Source organism: Pseudomonas arabinosi, from assembly GCF_047758675.1.
Lineage (GTDB): Bacteria > Pseudomonadota > Gammaproteobacteria > Pseudomonadales > Pseudomonadaceae > Aquipseudomonas > Aquipseudomonas arabinosi.
This window is the reverse complement of record NZ_CP180480.1, coordinates 5,032,272-5,055,112: the sequence shown is the minus strand read 5'-3', so window position 1 is coordinate 5,055,112 and position 22,841 is coordinate 5,032,272. Positions and strand designations below refer to the sequence as shown.

At 58.3% G+C, this 22,841-nt stretch carries 27 protein-coding genes; 5 read left to right on the top strand and 22 right to left on the bottom strand.

The features are described 5' to 3' along the window. Window positions 1–42 precede the first annotated feature (42 nt). The 5 genes from ACMXYJ_RS23590 to minC all read right to left on the bottom strand — a co-directional run bounded on the left by ACMXYJ_RS23590 (window position 43) and on the right by minC (window position 3,174). Window positions 43–411, bottom strand: coding sequence for a hypothetical protein (locus ACMXYJ_RS23590; RefSeq protein ID WP_415757140.1), 369 nt, complete (start codon window positions 409–411; stop codon window positions 43–45). Window positions 412–441: 30 nt separating this feature from the next. Further along, entirely contained in the window at window positions 442–1,077 is a 636-nt protein-coding gene (locus ACMXYJ_RS23585; RefSeq protein WP_415757139.1) for an RluA family pseudouridine synthase, read from the bottom strand. 90 nt (window positions 1,078–1,167) lie between these two features. Further along, window positions 1,168–1,422 carry a cell division topological specificity factor MinE gene (gene minE, locus ACMXYJ_RS23580; protein ID WP_007898843.1) on the bottom strand — a complete coding sequence of 85 codons (255 nt, stop codon included), beginning with the start codon at window positions 1,420–1,422 and terminating at the stop codon, window positions 1,168–1,170. Continuing rightward, window positions 1,422–2,234 (bottom strand): septum site-determining protein MinD, encoded by an 813-nt coding sequence (gene minD, locus ACMXYJ_RS23575; protein WP_033057165.1) that lies wholly within the window; start codon window positions 2,232–2,234, stop codon window positions 1,422–1,424. The genes minE and minD overlap by 1 nt, the downstream gene beginning before the upstream one ends. A 202-nt stretch (window positions 2,235–2,436) precedes the next feature. Next, a complete protein-coding gene (gene minC / locus ACMXYJ_RS23570) occupies window positions 2,437–3,174 on the bottom strand; it encodes a septum site-determining protein MinC (protein ID WP_046054034.1) in 738 nt (245 codons plus the stop codon). A 118-nt stretch (window positions 3,175–3,292) separates the two neighbouring features. Between minC and ACMXYJ_RS23565 the strand changes: the two genes are divergently transcribed. Both ACMXYJ_RS23565 and ACMXYJ_RS23560 read left to right on the top strand, forming a co-directional pair. Continuing rightward, on the top strand, window positions 3,293–4,225 hold the full coding sequence (locus ACMXYJ_RS23565; RefSeq protein ID WP_415757138.1) for a lipid A biosynthesis lauroyl acyltransferase: 933 nt from the start codon (window positions 3,293–3,295) through the stop codon (window positions 4,223–4,225). Window positions 4,226–4,259: 34 nt separating this feature from the next. Beyond that, window positions 4,260–5,432: a patatin-like phospholipase family protein gene (locus ACMXYJ_RS23560; RefSeq protein ID WP_415757137.1), complete on the top strand. Its 1,173-nt coding sequence runs from the start codon at window positions 4,260–4,262 to the stop codon at window positions 5,430–5,432. 60 nt (window positions 5,433–5,492) lie between these two features. Here ACMXYJ_RS23560 and ACMXYJ_RS23555 read toward each other — a convergent pair whose 3' ends face one another. From ACMXYJ_RS23555 to puuE, 8 genes are all read right to left on the bottom strand, one after another. Beyond that, on the bottom strand, window positions 5,493–6,278 hold the full coding sequence (locus ACMXYJ_RS23555; RefSeq protein WP_415757136.1) for an outer membrane protein OmpK: 786 nt from the start codon (window positions 6,276–6,278) through the stop codon (window positions 5,493–5,495). Window positions 6,279–6,652: 374 nt separating this feature from the next. Beyond that, complete coding sequence (locus ACMXYJ_RS23550) at window positions 6,653–7,438, bottom strand: outer membrane protein OmpK (protein WP_415757135.1); 786 nt, start codon at window positions 7,436–7,438, stop codon at window positions 6,653–6,655. Between the two features lie 99 nt (window positions 7,439–7,537). Then, window positions 7,538–8,896 carry a nucleobase:cation symporter-2 family protein gene (locus ACMXYJ_RS23545; RefSeq protein WP_415757134.1) on the bottom strand — a complete coding sequence of 453 codons (1,359 nt, stop codon included), beginning with the start codon at window positions 8,894–8,896 and terminating at the stop codon, window positions 7,538–7,540. A gap of 138 nt (window positions 8,897–9,034) precedes the next feature. Next, window positions 9,035–10,336, bottom strand: coding sequence for a urate hydroxylase PuuD (locus tag ACMXYJ_RS23540; protein ID WP_415757133.1), 1,302 nt, complete (start codon window positions 10,334–10,336; stop codon window positions 9,035–9,037). Between the two features lie 50 nt (window positions 10,337–10,386). Then, entirely contained in the window at window positions 10,387–10,890 is a 504-nt protein-coding gene (locus ACMXYJ_RS23535; protein ID WP_010456681.1) for an ureidoglycolate lyase, read from the bottom strand. A gap of 121 nt (window positions 10,891–11,011) precedes the next feature. Further along, the gene (alc, locus tag ACMXYJ_RS23530) at window positions 11,012–12,007 is read right to left on the bottom strand and encodes an allantoicase (protein ID WP_150656316.1); all 996 of its coding nucleotides are present in this window, start codon (window positions 12,005–12,007) and stop codon (window positions 11,012–11,014) included. Between the two features lie 86 nt (window positions 12,008–12,093). Continuing rightward, window positions 12,094–12,609 (bottom strand): 2-oxo-4-hydroxy-4-carboxy-5-ureidoimidazoline decarboxylase, encoded by a 516-nt coding sequence (gene uraD, locus ACMXYJ_RS23525; RefSeq protein ID WP_415757132.1) that lies wholly within the window; start codon window positions 12,607–12,609, stop codon window positions 12,094–12,096. Beyond that, entirely contained in the window at window positions 12,606–13,532 is a 927-nt protein-coding gene (gene puuE / locus ACMXYJ_RS23520; RefSeq protein WP_111449005.1) for an allantoinase PuuE, read from the bottom strand. Before puuE ends, uraD begins: the two co-directional genes overlap by 4 nt. Before the next feature lie 431 nt (window positions 13,533–13,963). On the opposite strand from puuE, the gene uraH reads away from it, so the two are divergent. Next, window positions 13,964–14,317 carry a hydroxyisourate hydrolase gene (gene uraH, locus ACMXYJ_RS23515; protein ID WP_008146146.1) on the top strand — a complete coding sequence of 118 codons (354 nt, stop codon included), beginning with the start codon at window positions 13,964–13,966 and terminating at the stop codon, window positions 14,315–14,317. A gap of 190 nt (window positions 14,318–14,507) precedes the next feature. Here uraH and ACMXYJ_RS23510 read toward each other — a convergent pair whose 3' ends face one another. Both ACMXYJ_RS23510 and ACMXYJ_RS23505 read right to left on the bottom strand, forming a co-directional pair. Beyond that, entirely contained in the window at window positions 14,508–15,134 is a 627-nt protein-coding gene (locus ACMXYJ_RS23510; RefSeq protein ID WP_415757131.1) for a LysE family translocator, read from the bottom strand. Between the two features lie 79 nt (window positions 15,135–15,213). After that, the gene (locus ACMXYJ_RS23505; protein WP_415757130.1) at window positions 15,214–16,563 is read right to left on the bottom strand and encodes an NCS2 family permease; all 1,350 of its coding nucleotides are present in this window, start codon (window positions 16,561–16,563) and stop codon (window positions 15,214–15,216) included. A gap of 123 nt (window positions 16,564–16,686) precedes the next feature. Here ACMXYJ_RS23505 and ACMXYJ_RS23500 point away from each other — a divergent pair, with 123 nt between their 5' ends. Next, entirely contained in the window at window positions 16,687–16,827 is a 141-nt protein-coding gene (locus tag ACMXYJ_RS23500) for a hypothetical protein (protein WP_415757129.1), read from the top strand. A 78-nt stretch (window positions 16,828–16,905) separates the two neighbouring features. On the opposite strand, the gene ACMXYJ_RS23495 is transcribed toward ACMXYJ_RS23500, so the two are convergent. From ACMXYJ_RS23495 to ACMXYJ_RS23465, 7 genes are all read right to left on the bottom strand, one after another. Next, window positions 16,906–17,277, bottom strand: a complete 372-nt coding sequence (locus ACMXYJ_RS23495; protein ID WP_415757128.1) for a glutathione S-transferase N-terminal domain-containing protein — start codon at window positions 17,275–17,277, stop codon at window positions 16,906–16,908. Between the two features lie 101 nt (window positions 17,278–17,378). Continuing rightward, on the bottom strand, window positions 17,379–17,924 hold the full coding sequence (gene folE / locus ACMXYJ_RS23490; protein ID WP_010456659.1) for a GTP cyclohydrolase I FolE: 546 nt from the start codon (window positions 17,922–17,924) through the stop codon (window positions 17,379–17,381). A 358-nt stretch (window positions 17,925–18,282) separates the two neighbouring features. Then, entirely contained in the window at window positions 18,283–18,957 is a 675-nt protein-coding gene (locus ACMXYJ_RS23485) for a polysaccharide lyase family 7 protein (RefSeq protein ID WP_415757127.1), read from the bottom strand. A gap of 254 nt (window positions 18,958–19,211) precedes the next feature. Further along, on the bottom strand, window positions 19,212–19,946 hold the full coding sequence (locus ACMXYJ_RS23480; RefSeq protein WP_415757126.1) for an XRE family transcriptional regulator: 735 nt from the start codon (window positions 19,944–19,946) through the stop codon (window positions 19,212–19,214). 69 nt (window positions 19,947–20,015) lie between these two features. Next, window positions 20,016–20,573: a Smr/MutS family protein gene (locus tag ACMXYJ_RS23475; protein WP_056740389.1), complete on the bottom strand. Its 558-nt coding sequence runs from the start codon at window positions 20,571–20,573 to the stop codon at window positions 20,016–20,018. 75 nt (window positions 20,574–20,648) lie between these two features. Next, window positions 20,649–20,969: a hypothetical protein gene (locus tag ACMXYJ_RS23470; RefSeq protein ID WP_348123672.1), complete on the bottom strand. Its 321-nt coding sequence runs from the start codon at window positions 20,967–20,969 to the stop codon at window positions 20,649–20,651. 131 nt (window positions 20,970–21,100) lie between these two features. Next, window positions 21,101–21,691: a cysteine hydrolase family protein gene (locus ACMXYJ_RS23465; RefSeq protein ID WP_033057146.1), complete on the bottom strand. Its 591-nt coding sequence runs from the start codon at window positions 21,689–21,691 to the stop codon at window positions 21,101–21,103. A gap of 238 nt (window positions 21,692–21,929) precedes the next feature. On the opposite strand from ACMXYJ_RS23465, the gene prmB reads away from it, so the two are divergent. Continuing rightward, a complete protein-coding gene (prmB, locus tag ACMXYJ_RS23460) occupies window positions 21,930–22,838 on the top strand; it encodes a 50S ribosomal protein L3 N(5)-glutamine methyltransferase (RefSeq protein ID WP_415757125.1) in 909 nt (302 codons plus the stop codon). Window positions 22,839–22,841 lie beyond the last annotated feature (3 nt).

The window sequence follows — 22,841 nt, the reverse complement described above, 5'->3', positions numbered from 1 at the left end:
ATGCCGTTCGACGTACGCCGGCTGCCGGTTGGCGAAGAGAAGTCAGCCGGTGATCAGCTTGCCATTGAGGAACACTTCGCGACGTTGCTTGCGGCCCACATGCTCATGTTTACTCGCGAGGTACACCTCGTTGAATTTTTCCTTCGAGATACCCGGGATCTGTCGAATGTAGTCGTCCTCCAGTCGGTCCTTGGTATAACCGAACCCTTGCAGCGCCGGCATTTGTACGCCACGGCGCTGCGCTTCGAGCGTGTTGATCAGCTCTTCCAGCGGCCAGTCGAATCGACCATTGCGCTGCGGTTTGCCAAAGGTCACGCGCACTGTTGCCTTCAAGGTATCCAGCGGCTGGATCTTGGCAAACAGCGGCGTATCGCCGGAGGTCAGTGGCGCAACAAAAAAAATGCCCTTCAATGGAAGGGCGTTTTTTGGTTCGGCGGTTGCTTAAAAAGGAGCAGGACACTCGAAGCGCAAGCGTTCGCCGCTTTGCGGGTGAGTGAAGCTCAGCATGCTCGCGTGCAAACAGAGTCGTGGCCAGGCGGCCAGTGCTTGCTCGTGGGCATACAGCCCGTCACCCAGCAGTGGGTGGCCGATGGAAAGCATGTGTACGCGCAACTGATGGGAGCGGCCGGTGATCGGCGTCAATTCGACACGACACCAGTCGCCACAACGGTCCAGTACGCGCCAGAAGGTCAGGGCATGTTTGCCGAATTCATGGTCCACCACATGGCGTGGTTTGGTCGGCGGGTCGTAGCGCAAGGGCAGATCGATGCTGCCACTGTCCAGTTCCGGTTGTCCCCAGCAGAGGGCGGTGTAGGCCTTTTCGGTTTCGCGGTCGTGAAATTGCCGAGACAGCTCGCGATGAGTGTCCGGATCACGGGCCAACAGAATAATGCCGGAAGTTTCCCAGTCCAGGCGATGGACGATTCGCGCTTCCGGGTAGCCGTTTTCCTGCAGGCGGGTAATCAGGCAGTCCTTGTTGTCATCGGCCCGGCCAGGGACAGAGAGCAGCAGGGTCGGTTTGTTCACCACCAGTACGGCGGCGTCCTGATGGATGATGCGGATGTTGGACAGCGGCATTAAAACAGCCTCGTAACAAACGCCAACGGCGGCTCAGGCCCCTTCCGTTAACAGAAGGGGCCTGAGCCGCCGTGGCTCCTGTCTGATCGACTAGCGATCTGGCAGGGTGATATTGAGTTCCAGAATCGAGCAGCTGCCCTGGTTTTCCAGTGCGACGTGCACGTCATCGGACCCGATATTGACGTACTTGCGGATGACCTCGACCAATTCCTTCTGCAAGGCTGGCAGGTAGTCCGGTGTACTGCGTTGGCCGCGTTCGTGCGCCACGATGATCTGCAGACGCTCTTTCGCTACCGACGCGGTGCTGACCTTTTTGCTGGCACGAAAGAAGTCAAAAAGATTCATTATCTACCTCCAAACAGGCGCTCGAAGAATCCCTTCTTCGTTACATCGAGAAAACGATGCTCCACGGTTTTGCCCAGCAGACGATCGACCGCATCGCTGTATGCCTGACCGGCATCGCTCTGGTCGTCGAGAATGACTGGCACGCCCGAGTTGGAAGCTTTGAGTACCGCTTGGGATTCCGGAATGACACCCAGCAGGGCGACCGCCAGAATCTCTTTGACGTCTTCGACGCCGAGCATCTCGCCATCACTGACCCGTTGCGGATTGTAGCGGGTCAGCAGCAGGTGTTCCTTGATCGGCTCTTCGCCCTTTTCAGCGCGGCGCGATTTGCTGGCCAGCAGGCCGAGCATGCGGTCCGAGTCACGAACCGAAGACACTTCCGGGTTGGTCACGATAATCGCTTCGTCTGCGAAGTACATGGCCAGGTGGGCGCCTTTTTCGATGCCGGCTGGAGAGTCGCAGACTACGTATTCGAAGTCTTCTTTCAGCGCCATCAACACTTTTTCCACGCCTTCCACGGTCAGCGCGTCTTTATCGCGGGTCTGACTGGCGGCCAGTACGTAGAGGTTTTCCAGGCGTTTGTCTTTGATCAGGGCTTGTTGCAGGTTGGCTTCGCCGTTTACCACGTTGACGAAGTCATACACCACGCGGCGTTCGCAACCCATGATCAGGTCGAGGTTACGCAAGCCGACGTCGAAGTCGACAATAACTGTTTTGTGACCGCGCAGTGCGAGGCCGGTACCGATAGCAGCACTGGTGGTGGTCTTACCCACACCACCCTTGCCGGATGTAACCACGAGAATCTTGGCCAAGGTGTTTCACCCCTAAGGAAAAAGGACATTTAGCCCCTGAAAAACATCTCTAGAAAAACTACTGCAGTCGGACAGCCTTGGCTGGAATCCGGTCCAGAACGGCGCTTACTTCGGGGTAAACACTGTTTGTGGCCTTTTTCCTACTTCGTTTGAGCCGTTTTCGCTACGTTTTAGAGATGTTTGGAAAATGCGGCAGTATCCGTTAAAGCCGAATGATGTTCAACACATCGCCCGACAGGCTGACCTGTACGCCCGCGCCCCACAAAGGGTCGCGACGCAGATCCTCCGAAACCTTGTAGTGGCCTGCGATGGAGACCAGTTCAGCGCTCATTTGCTGACAGAAAATCCTGGCTTTCGTGTCGCCTTTGACGCCGGCCAACACTCGACCACGCATCGGGCCGTATACATGGATGTTCCCATCGGCGAGAAGTTCCGCCCCCGGGCTGACCGACGAGATCACCACCAGATCGCAGCCTTGGGCATAAATCTGCTGCCCACCGCGTACGGGCGAGGTGATGATCTTCGTTGGCTTGATCGTCGGCTCTGGCGGTTTTTCCGGTTTTTTCTTGATTTGGCCTTCGAGCGGGTCAAGCGGACGCTCACGGGCGCCGGACGGTGGCAGCACCGGCAGGTCGACCGCGATGGCCGCGGCGATGTCTTCGATGCGGCTGGCACGGATCGCCAGGGTGCGCAGGCCATGCTGGCGGCAGACGCGCATCAGGCCCGGCAGATCGACCGCGCCTTCGCTGGCCGGGAGTTTGTCCAGGGCCAGCACCAATGGCGCGTTACTAAAGAAGTTAGGCGCCTGGGCAACCTTGGCGGCCAGTTGACGATCGAGGTTCTCGAGGTCGTTACGAGCCAGTTCCAGCACTGTAATGGCGAGCATGCTGCCCTTCAGCTGGAACACGGGATCTTGGTCTAGCGGTTCGGTTTGGCTCATGGTCGGCATACAACGACTTGTCACTAAAAGTGCCGAGACTTATAACGAGAACGCCCGCGAGCCGCAAGCAGGGTCGAACGATGTAGAATGCGCGGCCATTGTCTTTCCGGAACCTTTAATGGATCGCCCGCGTTTTCGAACAGCATTTCTATCTCCACGTTTCTGGCCGCTGTGGTGTGGCTTGGGGCTGTTGTGGCTGATTGTCCAGTTGCCGTATCCGGCGTTGCTGTCGATCGGTCGCGCCTTGGGTGCATTGATGTATCGAGTAGCGGGCGACAGACGGCGCATTGCCAAGCGCAATCTCGAACTGTGTTTCCCTGAAAAAACCGCTGCCGAGCGCAAGCGCCTGCTCAAGGAAAACTTCGCCTCGACGGGCATCGCGTTTTTCGAAATGGCCATGAGCTGGTGGTGGTCGCGCGAGCGTCTGGCGAAGCTGGCCCATGTCGAAGGGCTGGAGCATTTGAAAAAAGCCCAGCGTGACGGCAAAGGCGTGATCCTGATGGCCGTTCATTTCACCACGCTGGAAATCGGCGCGGCGTTGCTCGGCCAACAGCACACCATTGATGGCATGTACCGCGAACACAAGAACTCGCTGTTCGATTACATCCAGCGAAATGGTCGCGAGCGGCATAACCTCGACTCATTGGCCGTGGAGCGCGAAGACGTGCGCGGCATGCTCAAATTGCTGCGGGCCGGCCGGGCAATCTGGTACGCACCGGATCAGGACTATGGCGCCAAGCAAAGTATCTTCGTGCCGCTGTTCGGGGTTCAGGCCGCGACCGTCACTGCCACCAGCAAGTTTGCGCGGTTGGGCAAGGCGCTGGTGGTGCCGTTCACTCAGGAGCGTCTGGCGGATGGCAGCGGTTATCGACTGGTGATTCATGCACCGCTCGAAGGTTTCCCCGGCGAAACCGAAGAGGCCGATTGCCTGCGGATCAACCAATGGATCGAAGGCGTCTTGCGTGAATGTCCGGAGCAATACCTTTGGGCTCATCGTCGCTTCAAGAGCCGTCCGCCGGGTGAGCCGAAGCTGTACGCAAAACGCGGTTGAACCACCGTCCTTATAAGCACCATGGAGTGTTGCGATGAGTCCTGCTGAACCGGTTACAGGGTTGATTCTTTCCGGCGGCGGGGCTCGGGCGGCTTATCAGGTCGGTGTGCTGGCGGCGATTGCCGAGCTGTTACCGGTCGGCGCGAGCAATCCGTTTCCGGTGATCGTCGGTACCTCGGCCGGCGCCATCAACGCGGTCAGCCTCGCCAGTGGGGCGATGGATTTTCGGGGTGCGATTCAACGTCTGACAGCCTTCTGGCAGGGCTTTCGCAGTCATCTGGTGCTGCGCAGCGACTGGCCGGGCGTGATCCACCAGGCCAGCCGTTTTGTCAGCCACAGTTTGCTCGGGATTGGCGCTCAGGTGCCGGTGGCCTTGCTCAACAGTTCGCCGCTACGCGGATTGCTCAACGACAAACTGCAGATGAGCGGGATTGCCGAGGCCATTGCACAGAAGCAGTTGCAGGCGGTTGCGGTGACCGCATTCGGCTACGAGTCCGGTCAGGCGGTGACCTTTTATCAGGGCGGCGGCACCATCAATGCCTGGTTGCGCCATCGGCGAATCGGCGTCCCCACCCAATTGACCGTTGATCACTTGCTGGCCAGCTCCGCCATTCCGTTGTTGTTTGCGCCAGTGAAAATCGGTGAAGAGTATTTTGGGGACGGCGCGGTACGTCAGTCGGCACCGATCAGTCCGGCGCTGCACCTGGGCGCCAGCCGAGTGCTGGTGGTGGGCGTCAGCGGCAACCCCCGCGGCGTCGACCCGGAACAACCGCTGCAACGCGCCTACACCGGCCAGCAGCCGAGCCTGGCGCAGATCGGTGGGCACATGCTCAACAGCACGTTCATTGACAGCCTGGAAAGTGACATCGAGTTGTTGCAGCGGCTCAATCAGTTCAGTCATCTGCTGCCCGATGGCACGCCGACGCGCGCGCTGGGTGTGGCGCCGGTGGACGTGCTGGTGATTTCGCCGAGTCAGCCGATCGATGAGATTGCGGCGCGGCATCGGCAGGAGTTGCCAGCGGCGCTGCGTCTGTTTCTGCGCGGTCCGGGGGCGACCAAGACGAGCGGGGCGGGGGTGCTGAGTTATCTGCTGTTCGAGGCGGGGTATTGCAGCGAATTGATTGATTTGGGGCGGCGGGATGCGTTGGCCAAGCGCGGAGAGTTGTGCCGGTTTCTCGGGATAGCCGAGGCAGCGGTCACTGCTTGAGATTTGCGGTGTGGCCATCGCGAGCTTGCTCGCGATGGCGTCCTTACAGACGCTGCCGGATCAGAAGTGAACCTTGACCAGGAAGCTGGTTACGCTCTGATCGGTTTTGAAGCCCTGACTGTCTTCGATGCCGTACTTGTTTTTCCAGTAGTCATACTCGACGCCGACGTACAACTGCTTTTCGCCAAGGTTCAGCGCCTTGCCCAAGTCGTATTTGACCTGTGGATTGAAGTGCAGGTTGGCGTGGTATTCGCCTTTTTTGTTGACGTCGTTGTCGACCACCCAGTCCATGAAACCGTCGATCAGGATGTTCGAATCGCCCACCGGGATGGTGTAGGACCAGACCGGAGTGACCTGCCAGATATTGTCACCGGGACGGTCACCTTCGGTATGACGGTTGTAGAAGTTCAGCTGGAAGTAGTCGAAGCCCGGGATCGCCAGGTCGAAACCGGGACCGATCAGGTAGGACTCGGTGTCGTCTTCACCAAACTCATAAGTCATGGCCAGCAACACGTCTTTGATCGGGCCGAACTCGAGTTTCTGATCGAAGATCTTGCCGAACGAAAGGCGCGGGCTGATTTCACCGTAGTAGGTGTTCTCACCGGCGAAGGAGTCTTCCTTGCCGTTGTAGAAGATCTTGTCGATGAACATGAAGTTGTCGCCGTATTTCCAGCCATCGACGTGCTCGAAGGTGACGGTCTGCTGAATGCGCGGGTTGACCTGGAAGTCCTTGCCATACAAGTAGGTCAGGCTGTTGTTCTGCCATTGCAGCAAGTCGCCGGCCATGGCCTGGCCCCCGGCCAGCAAAGATCCCGCCAGCATCAGGCTAGTGCACGTACGTTTCATTCGGTTGCTCCCAAAAAGTAGGTGGTTCCACGTTATTTTTCTAAGGTCGGCGCTCTGGTGTGGCGCCTTTTTCTGTCACTGTAAAAATCATCCAATCGGTCAGCTTCAGTGCTGTTAGCAAGAGCTGAGCCAAGGCTTTTGAAAAGCCAAAAAACTCCCGTTCGGCGGCTCAAGAGCAGTCGATTGAGAGTGGTTTTGGAGTGCCTTGGTACCGTCCAGAGCCGGGATAAGTTGGCTTTCTGGTCAGGAATTAGATCCGGGCTTTTTTTTAGACCAGATTCGGGCGGCCGCGGAGAATACTGACTCCTTGGCCAGGTCTCAAGTGCCCCGCAACAGCGCACCGACGACAGGTTTGGAGCACGGTTGCGGACCATCTAGAAATGCACCTTCACCAGCAGGCTGGTGGTGTTCTCGTTAGTGTCGAGGTTGGCGTTGTTTTCGATGCCGTATTTGTCTTTCCAATAGCTGTATTCGACGCCGACGTACATCTGTTTCTCCCGCCAGCCCAAGGCCTTCCCCAGGTCATATTTGACCTGCGGGTTCACGTGCAGGTTGGCGTGGTAGGTGCCCTGTGAGTTCTGGTCGTTATCCACGACCCAGTCGATGTAGCCGTCGATCAACAGGTTCGAGTTGCCCAATGGCAGGGTGTAGGACCAGGCCGGCGTGATCTGCCAGACATCGTCGCCGGGACGCGAGCCTTCGGTCTGGCGATAGTAGAAGTTCAAGGTGAAAAAATTGAAGCCCGGTACCGCGAGGTCGAAGCCTGGGCCGATCAGATAGGCCTCGGTGTCGTCTTCGCCATTCTCGTAGGTCATGGCCAGCAACACGTCCTTGATCGGGCCAAATTCGAAACGACGGTCGAGGATTTTGCCGAACGACAGGCGCGGGCTGAACTCGCCGTAATAGGCGTGAACGCCTTTGTTCCGGTCTTTCTCGCCGTTGTAGTAAGTGCTGTCGACGAACAGGAAGTTGTCGCCGTACTTCCAGCGGTCGGCGTGCTCAAAGGTTATCGTCTGCTGGATCGACGGGTTGACCGCGAAATCCTTGCCATACAGGTAGCTCAGGCTGTTGGTCTGCCACAGCAGTACATCGCCGGCCATGGCCTGACTGGCGGCCAACAGGCCACCGCCTAACAGCATGTTTGTCTGTGTCCGAATCATCTGTTGCTCCCTCTTGTTTTTATTGTTTGAGGCGCAGGCAGCCACAAGACCTGTAGGAGCGAGCAAGCTCGCTCCTACAGGTCTTGTGGCTTTACTGGATCAATGCGGGTGGGCGTGGCAGTCGTTGATGGCCGCGCGTTCGGCGCCGCCGAGGATGTTGAACAGCAGGTTCAGCGACAAAGCACTCAACGTCGCCATGGCAATGCCGCTGTGAGTGATGGGACTCATCCACATCGGAAGGTGGGCGAAGAACTCCGGACGGACTACCGGAATCAACCCCATGCCGATGCTTACCGCCACCAGCAACTGGTTGCGACGGTCACCGATGTCGGCTTCCTGAAGAATCTTGATGCCGGTGGCGGCAACCATGCCGAACATCGCAATCGCTGCGCCGCCCAGTACGGCGGGCGGAATCGATGCCACCAGAAACGCTGCTTTCGGCAGCAAACTCAACACCACCAGCAAGCCGCCGGCGACGATGGTCACCGAACGGCAACGTACGCCGGTCATCTGCACCAGGCCGATGTTCTGCGCGAAAGAGGAATGGGTGAAGGTGTTGAAGAAGCCGGCAAAAAACGAGGCTCCGGCATCACACAGCAAGCCGCGACGCAGCATCCGTGGGCAGACTTCCTGGCCGGTGATCTTGCCCAGCGCCAGGAACATCCCGGTGGACTCGACGAAGATGATCACCACCACCAGGCACATGGAAAGGATCGGTGCGAGTTCGAACTTCGGCATGCCGAAATGCAGCGGGGTCACGAATTGCAACCACGGCGCCTCGGCCATGCCGCTCAGGTCGACCATACCGATCAGGCCGCAGAGCACGTAACCCAGGCACATGCCGATCAGCACGGAAATGTTGACCCAGAAACCGCGCATGAAGCGGTGGACCAGCAGAATGGTTGCCAGCACCAGCGCGGCGATGGCCAGGTAAATCGGTGAGCCGAATTGCGCGGCACCCGCACCGCCGCCGGCCCAGTTCACGGCCACGGGGAACAGCGACAAACCGATCGAGGTGATGACCGTGCCGGTCACCAGCGGCGGGAAGAAGCGTACGACTTTGGACATGAATGGCGCGATGATCATGCCGAAGAAACCGGCGGCGATGGTTGCACCGAAGATCCCTTGCAGACCGATGCCCGGCATGCCGGCCATGGCGACCATGCTGCCGACGGCGGCGAAACTGGCGCCCATCATCACCGGCATGCGGATGCCCATGGGGCCGATGCCCAACGATTGCACGATGGTAGCGATCCCGGCTACCAGCAGGTCGGCGTTGATCAGAAAGGCGATTTCTTCACGACTCAGGCCAGCGGCCTGTCCGATGATCAGCGGCACCGCGATGGCTCCGCCGTACATCAGCAGAACGTGTTGCAGGCCGACCAGGATCAGTTGCAAAAGGGGTAAACGCTGAATGGCGGGTGCGTCGGGGATGCGCGCTTTGGATAGCTCGGACATGCAACACCTCGGATCTTTTTTATTCTTGTGATTTTTGTATCAGGGGGGGCCGCGGCGCGGCCAATCGCGAGCAAGCTCGCTCCCACAGGTCCTGCGTAATCCTTGTGGGAGCGAGCTTGCTCGCGATGCTTTTGCTACTTAGTTGGTTGGAGCTCCCTGAACAATCCAGGCACCGATCAGGTCACGTTCCTGCTGGGTCATCTGGGTGATGTTGCCCAGTGGCATGATCTGGCTGGTGACGGCTTGCGCCTGGATGCGCGCCGCGTTCTGGCGGATCTGCTCGGGGGTATCGAACATCACGCCCGCCGGTGCAGCACTGAACAGCGGGCTGGTCGGTTTGGCCGAATGGCAAACCGCGCAACGCTCCTGAATCACGCTGTGAACCTTGTCGAAACCGGGGCCGGCGTTGGACGCCTGAGCCGGTGCAGCGGCAGGTGCAGCAGGTTTCGCCGCTTCAGGTTTGGCGCCACCACCGAGAGCAGTCTCCGGCAACGGCTGGTACTCGATGGTGCCAGGCGCCTTGGCTACTTCAGGCGCGCTCGGCATCTGCGCCGGGCCAGTCACGTAAGCCAGGCAGATCATGCCCACTGCCGCGACGGGCAAGGTCCAGGCAAATCTGTGGCTGTCATGACGGGTGTTGAAGTAGTGACGCACCAACACCGCCAGCACCGCGATCCCGGCCAGGATCAGCCAGTTGTATTGGCTGCCGTAGGTGCTCGGAAAGTGGTTGCTGATCATGATGAACAGCACCGGCAAGGTGAAGTAGTTGTTGTGACGCGAACGCAGCAAGCCTTTGGCCGGCAGCGCCGGGTCGGGTGTGCGGTTTTCGGCAATCGCGGCAACCAGTGCGCGCTGCGCCGGCATGATGATGCGGAACACGTTGCCGACCATGATGGTGCCGATGATCGCGCCGACGTGCAGGTACGCACCACGACCGCTGAACACTTTGCTGAAGCCGTAAGCGGCGCCAATGATCAGCACGAACAGGATGAAGCCGAGCAGGGCAGGGCGTTTGCCCAGGGCCGAGTCGCAGAGGAAGGAGTAGACGAACCAGCCGACGAACAACGAGGCAATGCCCAGTGCGACCCCTTCAGGGCCGGTCAGGCTGCTGCCCGGTGCCAGCAGGTACAGCGTCGGATTGGAGTAGAACACCACGCACAGCAGCGCGATCCCCGACAACCAGGTGAAATAGGCTTCCCATTTGAACCAGTGCAGGTTGTCCGGCATGGTCGGTGGAGCCAGTTTGTATTTTTCCAGGTGATAGATACCGCCGCCGTGGATCGCCCACAAATCGCCCGCCAGACCACTTTTCGGGTTGACCCGATTGAGGTTGTTTTCCAGCCAGACGAAATAGAACGACGCACCGATCCAGGCCACGCCAGTAATCATGTGAACCCAGCGCACGCTCAGGTTCAGCCATTCCAACAGATGTGCTTCCACAGTCTTTACCTCTCGCCTGTCACTCTGTTGTCGAGTGATCAGACCTTCTCTTATTGGTGGGGGGCGAGGATCAAACGCTCATCCTCTTTGAAAAAATGCTCATCGCAGTTATTGCCTGTGCCACTGCGATCAACCACCAGGAAGTCATCCCGCTTTTCGATCGTCAGCACCGGATGGTGCCAAACGCCGCGATGGTAATTAATGCCCTGCCTGCCGTTGGTGACGAAGGCGCGGACCAAGCCTGATACAGGTTCATCGCCAAGTGGCGCGACCACGATCAGAAAGGGGTTGCCGAGCAGCGGAATGAAAGCCTGGCTGCCCAGCGGGTGACGCTCCAGCATGCTGACGGTCAGCGGCATGTCCTGCGCGTCGGCGCGGAAGATGCTGATGATCGCGTTGTCCTCTGGCGTGGCGGTTTGCACCGTCGCCAGTTTATGGAAGCGCATGGTCGAACCGTTGTTGATCATGAAGTGATCGCTGCCGTCGGTTTCGATCACGTCACCGAAAGGGGCGAAGGCTTCTTTGGTCAGCGGTTCAATCGTCAATGTGCGCATGCTGGTCTTCTTACCTTGAGTTCTGTGTTGTTTGTTCTATTGCTATCGCTGGCAGGCCAGCTCCCACATTTGGAATGCATTCCCCTGTGGGAGCCAGCCTGCTGGCGATTGGGTTCGGCGCTTATTTAGCGACCTTGCCGAGAACGCGCAGGCGGCTCACACCACCATCCGGGAACACGTTCAGGCGGATGTGGGTGATCGGGCCCAGCGCCTTGATCTGCTCGGCGAAGGTGTGTTCGGCGTGCATTTCCAGTTTCTGCGCCGGCAGCAATTCGCGCCAGAACAGCGATTGGGTTTCGATCTGGCTGTCGGTGCCGCCCTTCACGAAAGCGCCCTGGATCGAGCACGTGTCCGGGTAGTTGCCCTTGAAGTGCAGGGTGTCGACGATGACTTTCTCGATCTCGCCGGCATGACCCAGCGCGACGATGACCCAGTCATTACCTGGCGTGCGACGACGTGCGGTTTCCCAGCCGTCGCCCATGTTGATGCCACGGCCCGGGTTGAGGATGTTGCTCATGCGACCGAAGTGTTCGTCGGAGCAGGCGAGGGCGCGGCCACCGTTGAGGGCTGCGGCCAGGTCAACTTGCTCGTTGTCGCCCACAGCGGACCAGTCGCGGAACGGAACACCGTAAACACGCAGACGAGCCACGCCACCATCCGGGTAGATGTTGAAGCGCAGGTGGCTGAACGCCTGGTCGTTGTTGATTTCGTGAAAGTGGTGGCTGTTGCCTTGCAGCTCGACGGCGGACAGCACTTCAGTCCACTGGGTGTTTTCGTCTGGCTCGCCCGAGGCCAGGAAGCACGCTTCCAGGGAGGCCGATGGCGGGAAGTTGCCGGTGAAGAATGAAGTGTCGATGTCCACGCCTTTGATCGAACCCGGTACGCCCAGGCGGATCACCGCGCTGTCGTAGCCTTCGAAGCGCTTGCGGCGCGACTCCCAGCCGTCCATCCACTTGCCGTTGTCATCGAACACGCCCTCCTTCCAAACAGCCGGGGTTGGCTGGAACAGGCGGTTGGCATCAGCGAACCAGTCATCGGTGACCGAGATGATTTTGGTGCCCAGGCGGGCGTCGGCCAAGTTGACGAACTTCTCGAAAGGTACGGCGTAAGCTTTCATTCTTCTTGTCTGCCTTTAAATAAGTGGCTTGGGATGCTTGCAGTGCCCTGGGTGTCTTCGCGTTTTAAACACTCGGGCAAGGCTCGCTATAGGGTCAGTAATCGGAACAGGGCGATCTTGTTGATCTCCGCCAGCGCGCACTTGAACTCGGTGTCTTGCGGGTTGTGAATGCGCGTTTCGAACGCCGCGAGGATCTGATGCCGGTTGCTGCCTTTTACCGCCATGATGAAGGGAAACTTGAACTTGGCTTTGTAGGCGTCGTTCAGCTCGGTGAAGCGTTGAAACTCTTCGGCCGTGCATTGGTGAATACCCGCGCCAGACTGTTCTTCAGTGCTGGCGGCGGTCAGCTGGCCCTGGACGGCGGCTTTGCCGGCCAGGTCCGGGTGAGCGTTGATCAGTGCCAATTGGCCTTCGTGATCGGCGCTCAACAGGATGTCGCTCATGCGCTGGTGCAGGGTTTCGATCTCGTCGATCGAAGCGTCCTGGCCCAGGTCGAAGGCCTTTTCGGCCACCCATGGCGAATGTTCGTAGATGTCGGCGAAAGCGGCGACAAACGCGTCGCGGCTCAAGGTCGAGGGCTTCAGGGTTTGGAACTGGCTCATTTCGTGGCCCCTTGATACGGATGGGTTTCATGCCAGTGGCGAGCGATGTCGACGCGACGGCTGAACCACACCTGTTCATGACTTTTAGCGTATTCGATAAAGCGTTTGAGCGAGGCCAGGCGCGCCGGACGGCCAATCAGACGGCAGTGCAGGCCGATCGATAGCATCTTCGGCGCTTCGGCGCCTTCGGCATACAGCACGTCGAAGGCGTCTTTGAGGTACTCAAAAAAATCATCGCCCTTGTTGAAACCCTGGACCTGGGTGAAGCGCATGTCGTTGGTGTCCAGCGTGTACGGAATCACCAGGTGCGGCTTGCCAGTCGGGTTGTTCGGTTCCCAGTAGGGCAGGTCGTCGTCGTAGGTATCGCAGTCGTAGAGGAAACCGCCTTCTTCCATCACCAGTCGGCGAGTGTTCGGGCCGGTGCGGCCGGTGTACCAGCCGAGCGGACGTTCGCCGGTGATTTCGGTGAGGACGCGGATCGCTTCGAGCATGTGCTCGCGTTCCTGTGCTTCGTCCATGTACTGGTAGTCGATCCAGCGGTAGCCGTGGCTGCAGATCTCGTGGCCGGCATCGACCATCGCACGGATCACGTCCGGGTGACGCTGGGCGGCCATGGCCACGGCGAAGATGGTCAGCGGAATGTCGAATTCCTTGAACAGTTTCAGAACCCGCCAGACGCCGGCGCGGCTGCCATACTCGTAAAGGGATTCCATGCTCATGTTGCGCGCGCCTTGCAGCGGCTGCGCCGAGACCATTTCCGAAAGGAAGGCTTCAGATTCTTTATCGCCGTGCAGGATATTGCGCTCGCCGCCTTCTTCGTAATTGAGTACGAAGGACAAGGCGATGCGGGCATTGCCCGGCCAGTGTGGGTGAGGAGGGTTACTGCCGTAACCGATCAGGTCGCGTGGGTAGTCAGCGCTCACTGCAGTCTTCCTTCTTGTTCGTTCGACTTGTTCAAGGTCAGGATTGTGTGGCGGCCTGCAGTGTGATGACAGGCTGGCGTCACAGCGATGGGCTGATTGTATACAACTTTATATCCACTTTGTAAGCCTGTTTTTTTGCATTTTTCAAAACTGTCATCTTCACATGTTATTGCAAGAAACCTGCCTGATTGGTCAGCTAATGGATGGAAGGTCCTTTGATCCTATGGTTCGGTGGCAGATTCGTCGGGAATCCCTGGATGACGTGAATAGCGGCAAAAATGTTGTTTTTATTGTGTACAATTTTTTTGAAAAGTGTCTTAATCAGTCGCTCGCCGCAGCGTTTCGTGCTCCGAATCGGTGCGGTCTCCTTTTCAACTGACTTCGGGAGGCGCGAGGTCTGACTGCTCCACGCAGGCAGGCGCGCAGAATCAATGGGACGTTTGACTACTCACGTTTTAGACGCTGCACACGGTTGCCCGGGCAGCTCGATCAAGGTCGAGTTGTATCGCGTTGAAGGTTCGCAGCTGGAATTGGTCGCCACTGCGATAACCAACAGCGACGGCCGGGTCGATGCACCGCTGCTGCAAGGCGATGACTACCGTTCTGGGGTCTATCAGGTTCAGTTTCATGCGGGCGATTACTACCGCGCCCGTGGTGTTCAGCTGCCGGAGCCGGCGTTTCTGGACGTGGTGGTGCTGCGGTTTGGCATCTCTGCGGAACAGGATCACTACCATGTGCCGTTGCTGATTTCGCCGTACAGCTATTCGACCTACAGAGGAAGCTAGGACTTTCCCCCCAGAATCCTGCGCATAAGCTTCTTTGGTCTTTCGCCCGCTCACACTGCGGGCTTTTTTTTGCCTTTGGGAAAGGCAAAAGATCGCAGCCTCGTTTCACTCGACAGCTCCTACAGGAAACCGCGATCCCCTGTAGGAGCTGTCGAGTGAAACGAGGCTGCGATCTTTTGATCTTGCTTTACTAACGGCTCAACAGAGACGCCGCACCGGCACCACTGAACAACCCCGCACTGATCCGGTTAAACCAGCTCTGTCCCTTGCCGCTGCGCAGATACCGCGCCGCCCCGTGGGCACCCAGCCCATAAGCCAACTTGCACAGCAAATCCAGCACGGTCCAGGTCGCAATCATCACCAGCAACTGCGGCAGGAACGGCTGCTCGGCACTGAGGAACTGCGGGAGGAAAGCGGCGAAGAACAGAATGTCTTTCGGATTGCTGGCGCCCAACATGAACGCGCGCCCGAACAGTGCGCGAAAGCGTGGCACTGGCGCAGCCTGGGGCACTTCAGCGCCGTGGGAGGGCAGACGCGATTGCTGCCAGCTCTGCCAGGCCAGGTAGAACAGGTACAGCGCCCCGACGATCTTCAGCGCGCTGAACAACTGTTCCGATGCCAGCAGCAAGGCGCCCAAACCCAGCGCCGACGCACTGAGCAAGCAGATCGACGCAATCACGCCACCCAGAAACGCTGGGTAAGAACGGCGCAAACCGTAATTCAGACTGTTGCTGATCATCAGCAAAGACAGTGGTCCCGGGATCAGGATTACCACCAGCGCAGCGCCGCTGAACAGCAGCCAGGTTTCCAGACTCATCACTTTCCTCCATTTGCACAAAAGCCTCACCCGACGGGGTGAGGCTGTTTTGAAACACTGCTTTTTAAACGTAGACGGCTTACAAGAAAATGAACTTGGCGATGAAAATCGCGCAAAGCACCCACAGGCTGACGGAAATTTCCTTGTGCTTACCGGTGAAAGCCTTCAGCACCACATACGTGATAAAGCCCAGCGCAATGCCATCAGCGACCGAGAAGGTCAGGGGCATCATGATCGCGGTTACGATCGCCGGAATGCTGTCGGTCGCTTCGTCCCATTCGATGTGCTTCATGCCGCCCATCATCAGCATCGCCACATAAATCAGCGCACCGGCGGTTGCGTAAGCGGGGATCATGCCAGCCAGCGGTGCGAAAAACATTGCCGCAATAAATAGCACACCTACGGTGACTGCGGTAAGACCAGTCCGACCACCAGCGGCTACACCCGCAGCACTTTCTACATAGCTGGTAACCGGCGGAACGCCGACCACCGCACCGAATACGCTAGACGCACTGTCGGCTTTCAAGGCGCGGGAGAGGTTTTCGATCTTGCCGTCAGCGTTCACCAGGCCGGCGCGCTGGGCGACGCCCATCAAGGTGCCGGCAGTGTCGAACATGTGCACGAAGAGGAAGGCCAGCACCACGCTGATCATGCTGACGTTGAATACGCCCGCGATGTTCATGGCCATCCAGGTTGGTGCCAGGCTCGGCGGGGCGGACATGAGGCCCTCGTAGTGCACCAGGCCCAGGCCCCAACCCGCCAGGGTGACGGTAATGATGCTGATGAGGATCGCGCCAAACACTTTGTGATAACTGAGCACGGCGATCATCAGGAAGCAGATGGCGGCCAGCAGCGGACCCGGCTCGCGCAGGGAGCCGAGCTTGATCAGGGTGGCCGGGCTGTCGACCACGATGCCCGCGGTTTTCAAGCCGATCAGCCCCAGAAACAGGCCCACACCGGCGCCCATGGCAAAGCGCAAACTGACCGGGATGCTATTGAGCAGCCATTCGCGGATCCGGGAAAAAGTCAGAAACATGAACAACACACCGGACACGAACACCGCGCCAAGGGCGGTTTCCCAGTTGTAGCCCATGGTGCCGACCACGGTGTAAGTGAAGAAAGCGTTGAGGCCCATGCCCGGCGCCAGGCCGACCGGCCAGTTGGCGTACAGGCCCATCAGCAGGCAACCCAGCGCGGCGGCGATGCAGGTGGCGACGAACGCGGCACCGTGATCGATCCCGGCGTCGGCCATGATGTTGGGGTTGACGAAGATGATGTAGGCCATGGTGATGAAGGTTGTCAGACCGGCAATCAACTCGGTCTTCACCGTGGTGCCATGCAAGCTGAGTTTGAAGATGCGCTCCAGCCAGCCATTGCGTAATTGCGGCGAGAGTTCCAGCGTCGGGGCTTCGGATTTGCGGCTTTCCACAGCGAATACTCCTCAAGAGTTTTATTGTTATTTCCAGGGCCGGACCCATGAGGGTGGCAGCGACCCTTTGAGGTGCTTGCGAATTTGTTGACCGCTTGGTCAGGAACTCGCACGAAGTGGATTATGCTTTTGTATACAAATAAAGCAAATAATGTTTTTGATTTTGTAGACGAAAAGTTTGTTGATCGGGATATATCGGCTATAGAAGGGCTCAAGCGGCTGGCAGCGGTGCTGCGTCAGGCCCAGGCGGCAAAAGCGGCTTGAGGCTGCTGGTGCGAAGGGTGCAAAAACAAATAAACCGGCCAATGGGCCGGTTTATTTTTATCCGAAATCTGTACGGATTCAGGCTGCGGCAAACCGCTTGTCCAGATATTCGATGATCACCTTGGACTCATACATCCAGGTCGTCTGGCCATTTTCTTCGATGCGCAGGCACGGCACCTTGATCTTGCCGCCGTGTTCCAGCAGGGCCTGGCGATCCTGTTCGTTGTTCTTCGCGTCGCGCAGCGCCACCGGCACGTTCAAGCGGCGCAGGGTGCGGCGGGTTTTCACGCAGAACGGGCAGGCGTGGAACTGATACAGGGTCAGGTCCTTGGCGGCCGTGTTGACCTGAGCCTGAACCTCGGCAGGGCGCTGTTTTTTGCCCGGACGGGTGATGAAGTCGATGAAGATGATCAGTTGGCCAAGGCCGACACGAAGTGCTTTAACGAACACGGTATAAGCCTCTCAGGGGCAAACAGAAGGCGCGCAGCTTACCTGATTTTTCACGGACGAAAAAAAACCGGCGATGAATGCCGGTTTTCTTCTGCTGCGAATTACTTGATCAGGCTGAGAAACTCGCTGCGGGTGGCCGCGTTTTCGCGGAACTCACCCAGCATCACCGAAGTGATCATCGACGAATTCTGTTTCTCCACACCGCGCATCATCATGCACATGTGCTTGGCCTCGATCACCACTGCAACGCCCAGGGCGCCGGTGACCTGCTGGACTGCATCGGCGATCTGGCGGCTGAGGTTTTCCTGGATCTGCAGGCGGCGGGCGTACATATCGACGATCCGCGCGACTTTCGACAGGCCCAATACCTTGCCGCTCGGGATGTAGGCGACGTGAGCCTTGCCGATAAACGGCAGCAGGTGGTGTTCGCACAACGAGTAGAGCTCGATGTCCTTCACCAGCACCATCTCGCTGTTGTCGGAGCTGAACAAGGCACCGTTGGTGACCTCTTCCAGTGTCTGTTCATAACCGCGGCAGAGGTACTGCATGGCTTTGGCGGCACGTTTTGGCGTGTCGAGCAGGCCCTCGCGGGAGACGTCCTCGCCCAATTGGCCGAGAATCGCGGTGTAGTTCTGTTCCAGTGTCACAGAGGCTGATTCCATACGGGTTTCAGAGGGGTACTGTTTCTGTCTGTACCAATTGTGTACCAATCAAGCTCTTTTCAATCTTCCCGAGTTCACCCAGTCTGTACTGGCGTTGATCCATCGGGTGTAGGTCGATAGCAACATCTGAACGCTATGACCGAGCTGAGTGGCAATAATCGCAGGGTTCATCCCCGACATGAGGCACATGGTAGCGTATGTGTGCCGGCAGTTGTATTGCCGGCGGGCGCGATTCCCCAAATCGGTCATTTCGGGTTTGCGCATCCCGCTACACCCTGTCGCCAAGGTGCAGCAGTGATGCTTCCCTGAAGCCTGTCTTGCTCATCAGGCCGAGCAGGTCGTATCAGGCGTGAGTGATCGACAGATCGCTGATGATGCAGATAGAACCGTCTAGCGGGTCGGTGGTGTCGGAGTAATCGATCTGGTTGTACACGCCGCCGTGAAAGGCGAGTGTTTTCGTGTCCCAGGTGTTGTCGAGGCGCATGATCGCGGAGGTGGATTTGACGCCGTTACAACTAGCCGATACAGAGACGGCGCCGCTCGAATTGGCGTGAATGTTGATTTTGAAAAGTGCACCGAGCGGCACGTTCTCCAACACCGTCGAGTTGACCGGATCGTCCTGGAGGTAGCTTGACCGGAACCCCATGGTGATTTTTCCTTTGTTCCAGAACACCTTTACCGGAGGTCGTTCTGAACCCTTCACATGAATTTGGGCGATCACGACTTTCTGCAGCGAGTTGACCTTCGTCAGTCGCATTTCTTGGCGATTCCAGTGGTCCGCTGCGCTGGAGAACAGCCAGTAACCTGGCTCCTTCCACTCGCAGCGGGTTCGTAGCGTGCTCTTGCTCGAAGCTCCAAGTGTCGGCGCCGTCATCAGCAGCGAACCATCGTCAAGCATTGAGATGACGTCGGGGCATTCGATCAGTGCGCGCCAGCCGATGAGCTCAAGCGCAATCGGGTTGGTGTCGGAGATTGGAAGCGGGGTAGCGATGGTGAAGTTGCTGATATCTACAGTCATGGTTTTTGCCTCAGTCCATTGATGTCGCTTTTTGCTCTGGTGAGCCTTGCGTTTGATGCAGGCCTACATCCCACTGCGCACTCAGTGAATGGACAGAAGTGATGCTTGGCAGCTTCCGATCGATTTCTCGTCGGCTTGAGAATAAATATGGGAGTTCCCATATTTTATGTCAATGGGTATTCCCATATTTTATTCCGTGCCTATATTTCAGGTACAAAAAAAGCCCGCGCTTGGCGGGCTTCTCTTGGATGAATTTACCGCGAATACATCGCCCACCAAAAGACATGACCCAGGATCGCAATCTGCTGCTCCTGGATCTCGGCGAAGGTGTAGTCCTCGTCCGGATGCTCGTCACGGTTGAAGCTGCGGAGGCGGATCCCACTGGGCAGTCGGTAGACCTGTTTCACGCGCAGCTGGCCGTTGTGGTTGATCGCGTACATTTCGCCGTCGACGATGTCGCCCAGCGAGTTCTTTCCGACGTTCATGCCAACCGTCGCGCCGTCGCGCAGTACCGGGAGCATGCTGTTTCCGCTCACCACCACGCACTTGGCGTTGTTGAACTGCACGCTGTTGTGACGCAGGTCTTTCTTGAAGAAACGCAGCCGGGCGCTGTCGTTTTCCGCGATCACGAAACGGCCTGATCCGGCCGCTAGTTCAACTTCACGCAGGAACGGGACATACACCTCGTCGTCATCCAGGGGCGTGCTGTCGTCCCAAGGCTGGATGTCTGACATTGAAACGCTTGGAGGAGGGCGATTCACCGGAGCAGCATCGGACACCCCTTTAAGCATGTCACCGACACCCTCAGCCAGCCACATTGGTGAAACGCCACACACTGAAGCGATCTGGGCAGCAAAGGCTGTTGCCTTCGATTTCCCGCGCTCGAGGTCGGAGATTGAGGTTTGCGTCAGGCCTGCGCGCGCAGCAAGCTCAGTTTGATTGAGCTTGGCGTGTTGGCGGGCTGCTTTGAGTCGTTCTTTGAATTCCATCTGCGAAGTATTACGGGAGCTCCCATATCTTTGCAAATCGTTATCCCGATAATTTGCCAGGCGACTGCTTTACTCGTCGCGACCTTCCATCATGGTCCGTTTGAGCATCACATAAACCGCCCCGGCGCCGCCGTGTTTCGCTTGGCACGAGGTGAAGCCGAGCACTTGTGAATGTTGGCGCAGCCAGGTGTTGACGTGGCTTTTGATCATCGGTCGCTTGCCGTCCAGACGCACAGCCTTGCCGTGGGTGACGCGCACGCAACGAATTTCGAATTTGGTCGCTTCGGCCAGAAACGCCCAGAGGGTTTCCCGAGCCTTTTCCACGTTCATGCCATGAAGGTCGAGGCTGCCTTCGAACGGAATCTGTCCGATCTTGAGCTTGCGCATCTGGCTTTCCTGAACGCCGTCACGCGCCCACATCAGCTCGTCTTCCGGGCCAACATCGATAACGAACTGATCGGACAGCCCGTCAACGGTGGTGGCATCGGTGCGCACGGTGGCGGCTTGTCGCAACTTGGCGATTTGTGCGCGGTCAGCTTTGGGTTTGCCGGTTTCGGCGCGATCGTGTTTGATCGGCTTGACGCCTTGGATCGCGCTTTTGAACAGGGAAAAATCGTCGTCTTGCATGTCAGCCTCCGCGAAGGGCGGCCAGTTTACCCAACTCGAGGCGAATGGGGCGCGAGAAAACGCGCAGCACTCGGCTCAGTCGTGCTTTTTCATCAAATGCGGGGAGATGTTCAGCTCTTGCGACTGCCGCGAGCGGCGACGGCAGCGACGCCACAGCCACACGCCGAGGTACAGCACGAACAGGCCAATCGCCAGAATCACTGCCGAACCGACCCGGTTGGTATTCAACTCGCCCAGGGCGGGTGCGTGGCCAAGCAGGCTGGCGGCACCGGCCATCGCCAGCAACACGCCGCACATCGACAACAAGGCAGCAAATGCCGCGCCGATTCGAAAACGCCAGTTGCGTTGGCCTTTGGGCCGCAAGCGGCGAGCGTCAAAACCATCGGATAACTTCATTCCGACCTTCCTCAATGGGTATCGGCCCTTCGACCGGGAGTTGACCGGGATGTTCCTGAGGCTAAGACAATTACAGCAAATGATAGGCTTTTGCGGATGAGCGGCGGCATGGACCGCTCATCGAGCGTCGATCAGATCAGTTCGTGAGTCAGCGCGAGGGTGGCAAAGTTGTCCGCCATGATCGCCATTTCAGTCTGCTGAACGTGGTCTGCGCTCAACACGCCGCCCTTGTAAGGCAGGTCGCGAGTCGCGCAGGCGTCTTCTACCAGCGTGCAACGAAAGCCCAGGTTCTTCGCGGCGCGCACCGTGGTGCTGACGCTGGAGTGGCTCATGAAACCGCACACGATCAGGTCCAGCGAGCCGAGATTTTGCAGGCGTTCCAGCAGTTCGGTGCCGTGGAACGCACTCGGCAGCAATTTACCGATGATGGTTTCGTCGCCCTGTGGTTCCAGGCCCGGGATGAACTCACCGCGCTCGCCTTGTGGATCGAACAGCCCACCGACGGTGCCGAGGTGGCGAACATGGACGATTGGCCGGCCGGCTGCACGGGCAGCGGCTACCAGTTGCTTGATGTTCGCGACGGCAGCATCCATGCCGATCAGGGCCAACGGACCGCTGAGGTATTCTTTCTGGGCGTCGATGATGACAAGGGTCGCATGGCTCAGAACGGCTGCTGCATAACCGCGGCCGCTGAGTTGAAACATCGTTTTTGGAACGGACATTCTGGGGCTCCTTCGGGTGGGGCTTTTGCGACATTGTCCTCTGGCTGAGCGCTTCTGTGAATCGCTACCATCGTAGGCGCCGTCTTTGCTGGCTCGCAGCCTTGTCAATAGGCTCGTTTTGTTCAATACCCAGCCGAAAAAATAGAAGAGTCCTACATTTGCCCCGGTAGTTTTCCCGCGTCGTCGAGACGCGTTTTGGCTGTTAGAATCGCCAGTCGTTTTTTTTGGAGTTTGCCCCGTGATCACTTCCCGACTTCGTACCCTGCGTGACCATATCCGTTGGGCCGTCAGCCGCTTCCATGGGGAGGATCTGTTTTTCGGCCATGGGACCGACAACGCCTGGGACGAAGCGCGTCAGTTGGTGTTGGGTGCCTTGCACTTGCCGTGGGAAATCGCCGACAGCTACCTCGACTGCAATCTTGAAGAAGACGAGCTGGTCAAGCTGCAACGCCTGCTCAAGCGCCGTATTGAAGAACGCATTCCTACCGCCTACCTGTTGGGTGAAGCGTGGTTTTGCGGCATGTCGTTCATTGTCGATGAGCGCGTATTGATCCCGCGTTCGCCAATTGGCGAACTGATCGAAAAACGTTTCGAGCCGTGGCTGGGTGCGGAACCTGCGCGGATTCTCGACCTGTGCACCGGTTCCGGCTGCATCGGTATCGCCTGTGCCTACGAGTTCCAGAACGCCGAAGTGGTGTTGGCTGATCTATCGTACGAAGCGCTGGAAGTGGCCAACCAGAACATCGAGCGCCATGGCGTCGATGAGCGGGTGTACACGGTGCAGGGCGATGGCTTCGATGGTTTGCCGGGTCAGCGTTTCGACCTGATCGTGTCGAACCCGCCTTACGTCGATGCGGAAGATTTCGCCGACATGCCGGACGAATACCAGCACGAACCGGAGCTGGGCCTGGCCTGCGGTGATGATGGTTTGAACCTGGTGCGTCGCATGCTCGCCGAAGCGGCGGATCACCTGACCGAGAAGGGCTTGCTGATTGTCGAAGTGGGCAACAGCCAGGTTCACGTCTCGGCGCTGTACCCGGAAGTCGACTTCGCCTGGCTTGATTTCGAGCGTGGTGGGCATGGCGTGTTCATGCTGACGGCGGAACAGTGCCGCGATCATCAGGCGCTGTTCGCTTCCCGCGTCTGACCC